This is a genomic window from Brevibacillus sp. NL20B1 (assembly GCF_018195675.1).
GTDB classification, from domain to species: domain Bacteria; phylum Bacillota; class Bacilli; order Brevibacillales; family Brevibacillaceae; genus Brevibacillus; species Brevibacillus aydinogluensis.
On sequence record NZ_JAGTPT010000017.1, the window covers coordinates 1 to 14181 of the forward strand.

12 protein-coding genes and 1 pseudogene are annotated in these 14181 nt (G+C 53.5%); 1 reads left to right on the forward strand and 12 read right to left on the reverse strand.

Going from position 1 to position 14181, the window contains the following annotated elements:
* The 3 genes and pseudogenes from KDN35_RS12575 to KDN35_RS12585 form a co-directional block, all read right to left on the reverse strand.
* The coding region (locus KDN35_RS12575) for a spore germination protein (RefSeq protein WP_212132855.1) at window positions 1-441 on the reverse strand (441 nt) is incomplete at its 3' end.
* Between the two features lie 302 nt (window positions 442-743).
* A pseudogene (locus KDN35_RS12580) lies at window positions 744-1763 on the reverse strand (flotillin domain-containing protein); the annotation flags it as partial.
* A 181-nt stretch (window positions 1764-1944) separates the two neighbouring features.
* Window positions 1945-3402: an aminotransferase-like domain-containing protein gene (locus KDN35_RS12585; protein ID WP_212132856.1), complete on the reverse strand. Its 1458-nt coding sequence runs from the start codon at window positions 3400-3402 to the stop codon at window positions 1945-1947.
* A gap of 154 nt (window positions 3403-3556) precedes the next feature.
* Here KDN35_RS12585 and KDN35_RS12590 point away from each other — a divergent pair, with 154 nt between their 5' ends.
* Window positions 3557-4495: a DMT family transporter gene (locus tag KDN35_RS12590; RefSeq protein ID WP_212132857.1), complete on the forward strand. Its 939-nt coding sequence runs from the start codon at window positions 3557-3559 to the stop codon at window positions 4493-4495.
* Between the two features lie 41 nt (window positions 4496-4536).
* On the opposite strand, the gene KDN35_RS12595 is transcribed toward KDN35_RS12590, so the two are convergent.
* The 9 genes from KDN35_RS12595 to sufB form a co-directional block, all read right to left on the reverse strand.
* A complete protein-coding gene (locus KDN35_RS12595; RefSeq protein ID WP_481752775.1) occupies window positions 4537-5610 on the reverse strand; it encodes a M42 family metallopeptidase in 1074 nt (357 codons plus the stop codon).
* A gap of 365 nt (window positions 5611-5975) precedes the next feature.
* Window positions 5976-6437, reverse strand: coding sequence for an NUDIX domain-containing protein (locus KDN35_RS12600; RefSeq protein ID WP_171566873.1), 462 nt, complete (start codon window positions 6435-6437; stop codon window positions 5976-5978).
* A gap of 16 nt (window positions 6438-6453) precedes the next feature.
* Window positions 6454-6990, reverse strand: a complete 537-nt coding sequence (locus KDN35_RS12605; protein ID WP_171566872.1) for a suppressor of fused domain protein — start codon at window positions 6988-6990, stop codon at window positions 6454-6456.
* Between the two features lie 725 nt (window positions 6991-7715).
* Window positions 7716-8036, reverse strand: coding sequence for a hypothetical protein (locus tag KDN35_RS12610; RefSeq protein ID WP_212132859.1), 321 nt, complete (start codon window positions 8034-8036; stop codon window positions 7716-7718).
* 400 nt (window positions 8037-8436) lie between these two features.
* Window positions 8437-8598: a hypothetical protein gene (locus KDN35_RS12615; protein WP_171566870.1), complete on the reverse strand. Its 162-nt coding sequence runs from the start codon at window positions 8596-8598 to the stop codon at window positions 8437-8439.
* A 271-nt stretch (window positions 8599-8869) separates the two neighbouring features.
* A complete protein-coding gene (locus KDN35_RS19915) occupies window positions 8870-9718 on the reverse strand; it encodes an N-acetylmuramoyl-L-alanine amidase (protein ID WP_304415113.1) in 849 nt (282 codons plus the stop codon).
* A 169-nt stretch (window positions 9719-9887) separates the two neighbouring features.
* Window positions 9888-11657, reverse strand: coding sequence for a CocE/NonD family hydrolase (locus KDN35_RS12625; RefSeq protein ID WP_212132860.1), 1770 nt, complete (start codon window positions 11655-11657; stop codon window positions 9888-9890).
* A 16-nt stretch (window positions 11658-11673) separates the two neighbouring features.
* Window positions 11674-12498: a MerR family transcriptional regulator gene (locus KDN35_RS12630; RefSeq protein ID WP_212132861.1), complete on the reverse strand. Its 825-nt coding sequence runs from the start codon at window positions 12496-12498 to the stop codon at window positions 11674-11676.
* Between the two features lie 242 nt (window positions 12499-12740).
* The gene (gene sufB, locus KDN35_RS12635; protein ID WP_171566861.1) at window positions 12741-14138 is read right to left on the reverse strand and encodes a Fe-S cluster assembly protein SufB; all 1398 of its coding nucleotides are present in this window, start codon (window positions 14136-14138) and stop codon (window positions 12741-12743) included.
* Window positions 14139-14181: the final 43 nt, after the last annotated feature.

Sequence of the window (14181 nt, forward strand, 5' to 3'; positions counted from 1 at the left end):
CACCAGGAGCAGCGCTTTGCCGTGCAGGATCTGCTCAATCGCGGCCTGCCAGTCCTCTACCCGCAGTATGTCACTTGCGGATATGATGTTCTCCTGGATAAACACGATCAGGCTTTTTTCCTCGTCCTCGGCCAAAGACGTCTCCACAGCAGTCGGGAACATGCCCGCTCTCTGCTGGAGGGGAACGATCACCTGCCGGTTCAGGCGGTCGGAATCAGCCAGGCTGTACAGAAAGAACAGGCTGACATTCCTGTTCATACACGTGAAGTGGCAGGCGGCAAAATCGCTGTTGCGGCCGAGCCGCTCCGTCAGCACCTCCGCATTTTTAACCAGCGACGCGTGAAGGGGCGTCTTCTCGATTGTGTTCACCGCTTGTGTCTCGCGTAACAGGAACCGTTTCGATCTATCCACCGATTTGCGCCAAAACAGGTTGAACTTCATAGGGGGTTCAAACCTTTCCTTCCATTCATTCCCTTCAAGCCTCTATAGTGTTGGCGAAATGCGGTCCAATTATGAATAAAATCTCCGGGATTTATGCATGCTGCTTCGATTCCCATTACGGGGCCTGCACGTTGATAAACAAAGTTGGAGTAAAGCATGATGCTTGGAGGGATGGCACCTTTGCCGACCTGCTCAGAACAAACAAAAGCAGGCTTCCCACCTGCGAGGGAAACCTGCTTGTGATGTACGTAATCCGATGAACGTATTGAAAATGTCCCAACCCTGTCAAGGGAGAGTCTGGTCTATTGTTCCGCTGCGGAACTTGCCGGACGTTGGTCTTGGTCCGCAGTCGGGAGCGGCTCGGCCGCGGCCGCAGCCTGCTGAGCCGCCGGCTGCGTCACGGGCGGGGCCTCCGGTTGGGACGGCTGCATAAAGCTGGCGATCATTTTGTTCATGTCCAGTCCGGAGACGTCCTTCAACATTTCCGGAAGTTGGGCCATCAGCTTGGTCACGTTGCCGCTCAGCCGATTCACACCGTCGCCCTGCCCGCCGCCGGTGTCGATGATCGTCACCTTGTCAATCGCTTTCATCGGCTCGGCCACCTTCGCAGCCAATTCAGGCAGCATCTTGGCGATGATGTCCAGCACGGCTGCCTGTCCGAACTTTTCGAACGCTTCGGCCAATTTCTCCTTCCCTTCCGCCTCCGCTTCCAGTTTCAGGCGGGTAACCTCCGCCTCGGCGCTGCCTCGTGCCTTTTCCGCCTCGGCGATGGCCAGACCTTCCAGCCGCTTCTGTTCAGCCAGCGCTTTCGCTTCTGCCTCGATCCGATACTTCAGCGCGTCGGCTTCGCGGATTTTCTTTGCCTTCTCCGCTTCCGCCGCCTGTTCCACGGCATATCGTTCGGCGTCTGCCTTTTTCTTCACTTCGGCGTCGTACTGCCGCTCGCGGCGCAGGATTTCCTTTTCCTCCAGCTCGATTTGCTTTTGCTTGCGGACGAGGTCGATTTTCATCTCCTCTTCCGTCACCTTTTGCTTCGCGACGGCTTCCTGCAGCTTGTAGGCCTGGTCGGCGACTGCTCTCGCCTTGTCCTGCTCCTGCTTGAAAGCGGCGATCTTCAGTTCCTTGTCCTTCTCGGCCTCGGCGATGTTCGTCTCTTTCAGCAGTTCCGCCTTGCGCGCCTCTTCTTCCGCCTGGGCCTGGCGAATGCGCGCTTCCTTGTCCGCTTCTGCCTGAGAAATCATGGCATCCCGCTTGACGGCCGCAATCTGCGGAATCCCCAGCGCCGCCAGGTAGCCGTTTTTGTCGCGCACATCTAAAGCTGTTCCAGCCAATCGGAGACAGCATCGCCAAAAAACAATGTCGTCAACGTATAGACAAGGCCAAATACGATGCAGATGAGGTAGACGGTATCCATCACGCCCATGTTTGTCACCCCTTTCCATTCCTGTCACCTCTTTCATACGAATGGATAGGCCAAATGTTTCGATTTTTCGGCACGATTCTTCACCGACAGGGGGACAAACGTACCGGTGCCGCCTTTTTGATCGCCCCCGCCAACCTGCGTATCCCCTCCTCCAACGCCTCACTGCTCTCCCACGAATACGTCAAACGCATCCAGCCGGGCTCCGCTCCAAACACCTCGCCAGGCGTCATCAACACGCCGGCCTGGATCGCCGCCTCCAGCAGGTCCAGTCCGTCAATGGGCGTGTTCAGTCGGCACCAGATGTGGCAGCTGCCCGCCGGCACGTTCCACGATGCCTCCTGCCTCAGGTGCGTATCCAGTGCGGCCAGCATCCGGTCCCGCTGGGCGGTGAGAAACGGACGCAGCCGCTCCATCTGCCGCTCCCACAGCCCGCCTTCCAGAGCCAGCCGGGCCAACTGCTGCGATACCGAGCTGGTGCCGTAGTCCATCTGCTGTTTGGCGTCAGCCAGCCGTTCGATGACTGCACGCGGCCCGACCAGCCAGCCGATCCGGAGTCCGGACGCGATCGTCTTGGACAAACTGCCGACGTACAGGACGGAATCGCCGCTGTCCAGCGCCTTCAGCGGCAGCGGCGGACGCTTGTCCTCGTCCAGAGCGAGCGCTCCGTACGCGTCGTCCTCCACCACCGGAATCCGCAGTTCGCGGCAGACGGTCAACAGCTGCCGGCGACGCGCTTCACTCAGCACGGTGCCGGTGGGATTGTGAAAAGTGGGGTTGAGAAACACCATGCGAATCCGGTGTTTTTTGTACAGCGTCCACATCTCGTCAGGAATCACCCCATCCGCGTCCATCGGAAGCTGGTAGAGGCGAAGGCCCGCCGACGCGAACAAGGGCAGCGAATAAGTGTATGAGGGTCCCTCCATGGCGATGGCATCGCCCGGGGCCAGCAGGCAGAGCGAAATGAGATGGAGCGCCTGTTGAGCGCCCGAGGTAATCAGGATCTCTTCGGAAGAGACAGCAATCCCGTAATGGGTCCGCAGGTGAGCAGACACGGCTTCGCGCAGCTGCGGCTCCCCTTTGGGATGGACGTACCCCAAATCGATAGCCTCCATCTTCCCCCCGGTCAAACGCTCAAACTCCAGTGTCGGGATCATTTCCGTCGCCAGTTCTGCCTTGGCCAGATTGATGATCGCCGGATTCCACCCGGCTTCGCGGATTCGCCTGACGAGCGGCAGCGCCGGCAAAAACGCCCCGCCGGTGGTGTACTGGTGCCAGTTGGGCACTTTTTGTACGCCCCACAGGTGCCGGCTGACCCACGTCCCGCTTCCCTGCAGGGACTGGATCAACCCGGCGGCGCGCAGCTCCTCGTAAGCTGCCGAAACCGTCCCCCGATTGACGCCGTACTGGCGGGCCAGCGTCCGCTCTGGCGGCAGCGGAGCCCCCGGCGGCAGCGCCCCGCTGACGATCTCACGTTCCAGATGCGCTGCAATCTGCTTGTAGACCGGCATTTCCGCATGCTTGTCCGGCTTCCAATCCATGTCACATTCCCTCCCGTGGCCCTCGTTTCGTTTCTTGTTCTCTCGTTCGACAAATTGGCCTATCAACCCTGCGACCAATTGGCTCAAGACTTTTCACGCAGCCTCCCCTACCATGGAAAGTGCCAGAGCATGCTGAGAAAAGGATGGGATCATCATGAAAATTCAAGTCCGAAGCCGGATTCGTCAACCTTCGTCACGGGAAACCTCAGTTCAACGGCAGGAACGTGTGGGCCTGGCCTGGGGACTGCTCGGCGGCTTCAGCTTCAGCCTGACGCTTCCGGCCACCAAGGCAGCCTTGGCCTCCCTCTCTCCGCTCACCGTCGGGCTGGGGCGGGCGCTGGTTGCCGCTGTGCTGGCCGGAGTGGTGCTGCTGCTAAAGCGGGAGCGGGTACCAACCTGGCAGGAAACCAGGCAGCTTTTGATCGTCGCCGCGGGAGTGGTCGGCGGCTTTCCATTTTTATCCGCCTGGGCGATGGAACGTGTACCGGCCACCCACGGCGCAATCGTACTGGCGCTGCTTCCGCTGGCGACTGCGGGAATGGCTGCGTTTTTCGCCGGGGAGCGTCCTTCTCGGCGGTATTGGCTCTCCAGCGCGGCGGCCTGTCTGACGATCCTGGCGTACGCAGCCGGCACCGGACTGGGCGGACTGCAGCTGGCCGATCTGGCGCTGCTCGGTGCCGTGCTGGCCGCTGCCGTTGGCTACGCCGTGGGCGGACAGCTGGCGCGCACGATGGGCAGCTGGCAGGTGATCAGTTGGGCACTGGTCTTTTCCTTGCCACTCCTCGTCGTCACCATGACCGGCCCGCTCATCTCCGAACTCCGTAACGCCTCATGGAGTGCGTGGCTGGGTTTTGGCTATGTCAGCGTGGTCAGCCAGTATCTCGGTTTCTTCGCCTGGTATCACGGCCTGGCTGTTGGGGGCGTGGCTCGTGTCGGCCAGACGCAGTACCTCCAGCCGTTTTTCACGATTGCCGCTTCTGCCCTGCTGTTAGGCGAATCCATCACGCTGGGGGCTATCGCCGCTGCCGTCATCGTCGTAGCCGCCGTAGCCCAGGGACGCCGTGCCGCTGTCATGCGCATCGAGCGGTCGTGAATGAGATCCCAGCAAAAACGAAAACGGTTTGCTCGCGTCCGTCATTGTCTGGCCGGGTCATGTGGTCCCAAGCCCTTGATCGACTGGACCGCCGCTGCATCCAGCTTCTTCAGAAGGGCGACGAGGAGTTTTACCGCATGGTCCAAATCATCCCGGTGGACGACGGAGACGTGGCTGTGAATGTAGCGGGCCGGCACGCCGATCACCATGGAGGGGATGCCGTTGTAAGCGGTGTGAATCTTTCCGGCGTCGGTGCCGCCGCCCGGCATCACGTCGATCTGAAACGGGATGTTGTGTTCCCGCGCCGTCTCGATGACGAAGTTTCTGAGCTTCAGATGGGGAATCATTGTACGATCCAAAAATCCCAACAGCGGCCCTTTGCCCAATCGGGTCCGCCCGTCCTTTTGGGCCATGCCCGGCGTATCCCCGGCCACGCCGACATCCAGTGCAAACGCGATGTCCGGCGATATCTTGTGCGCCAGCGTCTCGGCGCCGCGAAGTCCCACTTCCTCCTGAACGGTGGCGCCGGCGTATACGGTATTGGACAGGTTTTCCTGTTGAATCTGCTCCATTACTTTCAGCGCGAGATAACAGCCTGCCCGGTTGTCCCATGCTTTTGCCAGCAGCAGTTTGGGGTTGGGGAGGACTTCAAACGGACACACGGGAACCGCCGGGTCCCCCACCTGGACGCCGAATTTCTCCGCCTCCTCCCGGCTGGACGCTCCGATGTCGATGAACATGTTGTCGATCTCCAGCACGTTCCTGCGCTCTTCCAGGGAAAGGACGTGAGGCGCTTTGGAACCAATCACCCCGGTCAGGTCACCTGCGCCGGTCAGCACTTTCACCCGTTGGGCCAGCATCACGTGTCCCCACCAGCCACCGAGCGGCAGAAACCGCAAAAACCCGTCATCGGTGATGTGCGTAATCAGAAACGCCACTTCGTCAAGATGCGCCGCCAACAGGATTTTTGGTCCCGAATCCCCTTTTTTCCCGACGATGCTGCCCAAGTTGTCGGTAATCAGCTCCGCTTGCAGATCGGCCAGGTGTTTTCGCATCACCTCGTGGATGCGCACCTCAAATCCGGGCGGCCCGGCCGTCTCCGTCAGTTCCTTCATCAGCAGCAAATCCTTCTCCAAAACCCATACCTCCTTTTGGCACCTCATAGTCGTTGACTTCCCCATTTGGTCAGCCGCCATGTTTACCGACACGTGTTTCCCTCCTATTGTCACCCTGTCGTGCGGAGGTTCATTCCGGTCCAACTGCTGATTCCGACAAAAAAACCCTTCCCGGTTTCGGAAAGGGCTCGTATCCATTACTCATTTTTCATATTTCTCTTTTCGTTCAAACCAAAATCTAAATAGAAACGGAGAAAACATAATCAGCAGAGGAACCCAGACTAAAACAGAATCAAGGATCCGATCAAGTATCTGAGAAAACATGCAGAACCCCTCACCCCCGGATTGGTAAACCTGGCACCGCTTCATTCCTGTTGGGAATGGCTGCCGATGTAGCCGGGGATGTACCCCGTTGTCGTCAGCGCCTGGATCACCTGCTCGCGACGCAGCGGATTGTACTCCGGACACGTGCAAAACTCCTCCACCGGCACCCACCCGGCCCAGTCAATCTCTTCGTCGTCCAGCCCGCCGGGGATGGGCGCCGTCTCCTCCCCGACCAACCGGGCCAGTACACCGATGCCAATCGTGTGCTTGCCTTCACCGGCGGTATCAATCCGTTCATCCACCCAGAGCATCCGCTCAAACTCCACCAATAGGCCAGTCTCTTCCCATACCTCGCGCCGCACCGCCTCCGGAATGGTCTCCAGAAACTCCACGCTGCCGCCTGGCAGGCTGTAACAGGGCTTTCCGTCGCTTTTTTCCCTGATCAACAAAATCGCGCCCTGGTGTTCCACCACGACGGTGACCCGCATACGAATTGCTTTCATTCCGCTCGCTCCCTTTTTATAAGACAGGGGGACGCGTTACATCCAGAGAATTGACTCCGGTCTCCGCAAAGCGTCTCTCCAGTGCGTCAAGTCCTTCGTTCGTTACAAAAGCGGCCTCCGTTTCGGAGATGGCGTGCAGCATCATCATCCGAATCACATCGCTCCCATTGGTAAACAGCTCAAAGCCGTCCGCTTCAAAATAAGGGGGCGTGGCCAGCGCCCAACGCAGGCAGGAGCCCTCGGCAATGGGTTCCCGGAGCAAAAAGACGTCCCCGTCCCCAAGCCGCCTTCCCTGTTCGCGCCACATCCGGGCCACCTGTCCGGCCACGTGTCCGAGGTGGGTGACCATCGCAGGTGTGAACCGGTAGGAATAGAACACGCACTCCGTTCCTCCCGTTTGATGCAGTTCCAGCGTCGCGTAGGTCCACCAACCCCGTTTGCGCGTAGCCGGATAGACGGCGATCAGCACATCCGCCTCTTCGGATTGATACAGTTCTCCCCGGCTGCCAAACGCGTGATTATAATGGTGAAGCAGTTGGGTTACGACTTGCATATGTACGTCTCCATTCACAGTTATGTCAGCATCCCCGCGGTCCAGTGTATTCGCTAATTCTAGTATATAGAAAGAAATGCGCCATTTGCCATGCCGAGCGGGGAGAAAATCGCGCATCCGCCCCTCACTATCCATCATCCATCAGGCGGCAACCCTCCAACAAAAAAGAAACCCCATACCAGCAGCGCATCTGCTCGTTGGGGGCAATTTGTCTGTATGGGAGAGGCTCCTCAGGAAGCATCCAGGCAACCCGCTGCTGCACTCCCCCGGAAAGATCATGAATTTTCTGCTTGAACGAAATGTTCAACCCGCCCAAAATCGATTGTAATATTGTAAAATAAGGAAAACCAGGCATTTCGCGGATTCGTCCATATGCCCGAATGTAAGGATGTGCACTCAATCATGAGCGAATTTATTCATACCGTAATGGCTATCGTTGGTTTTTTAATCCTTAAGCACTTTTTTGAAAAGAATCCGCCAAAACCATTAAAATACCATTTATTTGATTTAATTGGCATTGTTTCAATGATTTATCTTTTCAAATTCATATTTAGCATATTTTAATAAAGCTGATTTATAGCGTAACCAATCGGGATATTGGGGACTCCCAACAGCACACCGGATAACCTGGCATCCGGCCTGCATCATACCGCAACAGTTCAGGATCAAACCGCTTGCGATCAAGCCAAAGGTCTTCATCCTCCGGCCGCAGAATCACCGAACTTTCACTTATTTTTTGTCTTGCTATTTAGCAGGAACAATACCCACCATACAATTAAAAACAAATAACCTATAATTGCATATATAGACCAAATTGCTCCTTGTTGTAATTGACGAATTAAATGTTCAAATTCATTCAAACCTTCTGCCCTTCCAATACTGTTTATCAAAGCAATGGATGGAACTGTTACAGCAAACATAATGGCTAAAATGGACAACCTTATCATTTTCTTTCGTATAACACCAAATATTGCAGTCACTAATGTTGTTGATAAAATTAAGTAATAAATTACCCAAAACCAATCAGGAAGAGTCTCCCAATTCATTTTTCCACCTCTGTATTTGCAGCAATGTTTCCAGTCAAACCGATGTGTGAGCCCTGCCAAATGGAGCAGCGATTTGCGGGATAAAGGAGCGCCTTCTGGAGTATCAGCGGGGTAACGTTCAAGGCAGGCAGCAATAATCTTACTGTAAGATCAAGGTATGGGGCCGGGAATCTGTGTTAGCAAAAAAGTTTCGTCCGTAAAGTGTCCTGACGTAACACGTTAATCCGTCTAGTCGTCAACCGGTCGCCCTCTTAAAAAATTTTCGACTGTACGGTATCTATCTGTTGACACGCTCAACAGCAGGCGGCTTCCGACACCACATACCTTGAGCTGGCTTTACACCAGCTTTGGAGAATAAACCTCGTCGCCATGGTTTATTCCCCAAAGCTAGTGTAAAACACTAGCGCATGTATTGTTCGACAAACGGAAATTCAAACTCCGCGCGATGGTTGGCACTGTCAATCAAAGAAGAAAGAAAGTTTACCTTACGCTGCATTTTCAACGCTGTCTCACGGACATGATCCGGATTGAACAATGCACGACGATCAATGTAAGTCTGCATTGCCAGGTTACACCTGTAATGACATTCGCTCCCGACTCAAGTGCTATAGTATAATTTTATTAAACTTACAAATTTGCCGATAAACATGCCGAAAATTATTATACCAAATTATAGAAACAATGAAAATGCATAGAATCATAAAATAATGTTTCCAATGATAAGGCAGGCTTGACGACGTGGAGGGGTGGTTTCCCGCCCCCAACGACTCTAACGCCAGCTTGACGGCACCCGACAGGCCAGTAAATTACCGCAAGCTTTCCCGTCTTTTCTGTCACGCACTCCTTTTCTTCATCTTCACGGTTTTCGTCGCCTGTTCCCACTCAACGTCCAACGCGAGGATGGCAGCCAACTCCCGCGCAGGGGCATACGCTGTTCCGTTTTCGATGCTCTCCGTCAGGTCTTGGCCGTTCACCTTAACCTGCCTGGTGGTTGCATTCCACTCCACTGTGGCGCCGACTGCCTCGGCCACGGCCCGGATCGGAAGCCACGATACGCCGTCACGCAGATAACCCTGAACCGGCAGGAGACTGCCGTTTAATTCGATGGACACCTTTTCCACAGGCTTTGCAGGTGGAATGTAGGGCACTCCGATGTAACCGCAAAAGGCCTTAACCACTGCTTCTGCGTAAGTTTTCCAGTTATCTCTTAGCTTTTTTGCATCGACGGGATGGTCAATAAATCCATATTCCAGGATAATCGTTTCCACTTTTCCAGTATCCCGGTGCATGAAAAAATAATCTTTCCCCCCAGGTCCCACCTTGGTGTATATTTTACGAATTTTCTGACCACAATCTGCAACAGCTTGGGCAAGCAGTTTGGGAAGGGTATCTTTTGCGAAAATGGAGTAGATCGCCTCAACCCCCTCTCCCCCACCGGAGTTAATATGGTTGGAAATACAGTAGGTGGCACCGCTGTCTCGTACCAGCTTCGTGCGTTGTGACGGCGTGAGGGACGTATCTGTTGTTCGGGTGAGCACAACAGGAATACCCAACGCGTGGAACCGTGCACTTTGGTAGGTGCTGATCTGCAAGGTGAGGTCCTTCTCCCTTAGACCATTCCCCATTGCGCCCGGATCAGTCCCGCCGTGACCGGGGTCGATAATCAAAATGGGTGTTGTCACACGTTTTCACCCCCTCCGATTATCGTATTCACAAAGCTTGTACTGTTCGATTATTCGCATCCGTTCCATGCAGTAATTCCGCTCATGCAGTGCAGTATGTGCGTGGAAATAAAAAAAGAATCCGCATAAAAAAATATACGGATTTCATCATGGATGTAATGTTTTGGTTTCATCTTCTTGGTATGATCGGCAGAATAATGCAAGAAGGATGTTCGGCATCATGAAAGACGGTTTGCCGCGCGATCACAACATCCTCAGCCCGATCCTCACCGAATTGTCTTCCGGTATTGGGATTTCGGTCCCAACGCGGAAAATTACTGCTCGTTATATCCAGGCGGATTCGATGTCCTTTTTTGAATACATTGCTTGTTGACCATAAATCGATTTCATATAAATAAGCTTTTCCAGGCTCGATTAAGCTTGGAGCCTCTCCTTTGGCAGCATTCCGATAACGGGCACGGATAATGCCGTCTGTTAGATTTTGTGCATACCCGTCGGGATGAACATCTACCAATCGTGCGACAAAATCTGTATCTACGGCACTTGAACTTGCCCACAGTTTCACTTTAACCGGTCCTGTAACTTCTACATCATTTTCTAATACGGGGGTTGTATAAACCAATACGTCATTGCGTGATTCAATCTCTCTCTGATCAAATGCACCGCTGCTGAAATCGGGAGGCATCATGATCGCTCCGCCTTTCGTTATGACCGGATTCAACGGATCATACGTATAATGATCGGCTGGCTCTTGATCTGGCATGATTGTACTAAGCACACCATCGCCGTGAAGCGTATTCGCATGTCCCTGGCTGTGCAGGTAGTACGACGTATAATTTGTCCGGGCAAGCGGCCATTCATATTCATCGCGCCAAACATTCTCGCCCATCACAAATATCTTGACAGGCGCTTCATTGATGATACCGGTGTCCTTTCCTTTTACGAAATGATCAAACCATCGCAACTGGAGTCCGACCATATCCGCGACAGCGTAGTTTGCAGCCAATCCAAAATTTATTTCGCCAGCTTGATGACTGTGATCCAAATGCATCCATGGCCCGATGACTAATTTGCTCTGCCGAGCTTCCGGACTGCCGCCTTTGTTACGCATTTTAAGAAAATTTTCTATGGTTCCTTGCAAAAATATATCGTACCAACCTGCAATGTTGAGTGCAGGGACTGTGAATTTGTCATATTTCCCCTTCAACGATAACGCATCCACATAATCTTGATCCATGCCGCGCTCAACATGTTCAAGAATGAAGGGAGCCACTTTATTTCGGGCAAAGGGAGCAAACTGTTTCAATGGCAGTGTTTTCATCTCCGTTTTTAGTTGATCAATATCTGAAACTAACTGCGCCAAAGCATCAGCTCGTTCTTGCTCATCCGCATAACGTCTTGAGAGCGTGTCCAGATACATCCCTAATTGCCAATAGGACAAAAAGCCGAGTTCAAGCGCTCCTCCCCGGTACATGAATCCATCAAAGGGATCGCTCCAGGAAAAAGAAGGAGTCGCTGCTTTGAGTACACGTGGATTCTTCAGCATGCCTGCCCACTGTACAAATGCGGAATAAGATTCACCAAACATGCCAACTTTACCGTTGCTGTAAGGAAGCGTGCTTGCCCATTGAATGGTCTCAAAGGTATCAGAAGCTTCTTGTTTACTGGTCGAAATCAGCTCCCATTCTCCCTCAGAAGCGAATCTCCCCCTTGTATCTTGAACGATGACCACATATCCCTGCCGAACTGCACGGGAAATATCATACAATCCAAAAGAAATGGGGGGAGTATCTTTATTATAAGGATGGCGATGGAGCAGAACGGGCCATTTTCCTTCCTGATTGGGCCGATAAATATTAGCGCGCAACACGATTCCGTCTCGCATCTCAACGGGAACATCAAATTCTGCAATCATCTGGTTTTCCAATTGTTCTGACATATCGAGCACTCCTTTTTCATTGCATGAACCCTGCTCGCAAAATGGGCATATGACTCTCGGTCACATACCACAATTTGTTACCTTCTTGAGGCGATAAATAAATCTCTCTGCTTGGCATTTCCGGGCTGATCTGGTAGCCGTTCTCTTCAATCCAAGATCCTAGATCAATGCTCACTGGCGTATCCATGTCTGGACGGCTTATATGGGTCACCGCCGCAACGGTCAATTCCGGCAGCTCCATCGTCCGAAAACGAGCTGTGTCCTGAAGCTTGCGCGGGATTGGGCAAGCTATTTCCAGATCGATGCTGCTTTCACATTCCGGACAACCATGCCACATCACGATATGGGGGACAGGCAGCGGAATTCCATTCCATTTTAAATATTCATCGATTTCTTCGAATAACCCGGGAATATTTGCTCTGCTTGTGGTTTCTTTCAGCGTTGCAACCATTAAGGGCTCAACCTTCTTAACTACAACCTCACAATGAGAAAGACTGTCACTTTTCCGTTCAATTTGTTCCAGTCTCACCTCAATACGTCGTAAACGCTCCATTTCCGACTGAATCAGCGAGTGAAGTTCCGCCTGCTTGAGTCGAAGCATTCCTCGAATTTCCGCAGTAGATACGTTATCATTCAGAAGCTGTTTGATTTGTTCAAGTGTAAAACCGAGGTCCTTAAACGCCAGAATTCGGTGCAGATCAAGCAGCTGTTCGCTCTTGTAGTAACGGTAACCGCTTTGCTGATCCGTGTAGGCAGGTTTTAAAAGATCAATTTGATCATAAAACCGCAGCGTTTTAGCAGGCACCTGGCTTAATTTTGAGAACTCGCTGATTTTAAACATGGGGTTCACTCCTTTCCGTACTCGAATTATAAACCTTCCATCCAAGTGGAAAGTCAAGCAATAAAAAATGTTGCCAACCGACAGAAAACGTCAGTTTGCAACAAATGAATGTTCGTCAATGGCTGGATTCCACCATAAAATCATAAATGCCCAAATAAAATACGTGTCCGAGCGACTCGGACATGCAAGTGTCAAAGTCACTGCGGACACGTACGTAAAACATTACCAGGAAAGATTGAGGATTAACCGATAGAACCTTCCATCTCAAACTTGATCAGACGGTTCATCTCTACCGCGTACTCCATCGGCAGTTCCTTGGTGAACGGCTCGATGAAGCCCATGACGATCATCTCGGTCGCTTCTGCTTCAGTCAGACCGCGGCTCATCAGGTAGAAGAGCTGGTCTTCGGACACCTTGGAGACGGTCGCTTCGTGCTCCAGGGTGATGTTGTCGTTCATGATCTCGTTGTACGGGATCGTGTCGGACGTGGACAGTTTATCCAGAATCAGCGTGTCGCATTTGATGTTGGACTTGGAGCCGTCCGACTTGCGGCCAAACTGGGCCAGACCTCGGTAGGTCACTTTGCCGCCGTCGCGGGAAATAGACTTGGAAATGATCGTAGACGTGCAGTCCGGCGCCAGGTGAACCATTTTCGCGCCAGCGTCTTGATGCTGTCCTTTCCCCGCCACCGCGATGGAGAGAACGGTCCCTTTGGCGCGCGGTCCTTTCATGATTACCGCCGGGTATTTCATCGTCAGCTTGGAGCCGATGTTGCCGTCGATCCACTCCATCGTCGCGTCCGCGTATGCGACAGCGCGCTTGGTCACGAGGTTGTAGACGTTGTTGGACCAGTTTTGGATGGTCGTGTAACGGCAGCGGGCGCGCTCTTTCACGATGATTTCCACCACGGCCGAGTGCAGCGAGTCGGTGCTGTAGATCGGAGCGGTACAGCCTTCTACGTAGTGCACAAAGGCGTCCTCATCCACGATGATCAGCGTGCGCTCAAACTGCCCCATGTTTTCCGAGTTGATGCGGAAGTACGCCTGCAGCGGGGTCTCCACCTTCACGCCCTTCGGCACGTAGATGAAGGAGCCGCCGGACCATACTGCCGAGTTGAGCGCCGCGAACTTGTTGTCCGCCGGCGGAATGACGGTGGCAAAGTACTCCTTGACGATGTCCGGGTAGAGCTTCACTGCGGAGTCCATGTCACAGAAGAGCACACCCAGCTTTTCCAGGTCTTCCTGCATGTTGTGGTAGACAACCTCGGATTCGTACTGGGCGGAGACGCCGGCGAGGAACTTCTGCTCCGCTTCCGGAATGCCCAGCTTATCAAAGGTCGCCTTGATTTCTTCCGGCACTTCGTCCCAACTGCGTCCGGTCTTTTCGGACGGCTTGACGTAGTACGTGATGTCGTCGAAGTTGAGGTCATCCAGGTTGCCGCCCCACTTCGGCATCGGCAATTTCAAAAAGATGTCCAGTGCTTTCAGACGGAATTCGAGCATCCACTCCGGTTCGCCCTTGATCCGGGAGATTTCCTCTACGATCTCGCGGGTCAAGCCCTTTTTCGTCCGGAAGACGGAGACGTCCTTGTCGTGAAAGCCGTACTGGTATTCCTGCAATTCAGGGGCTTTCTTCGCCATCCTTACTCACTCCTTTTGTTGAACATGGTGGCTTGACAGCCTG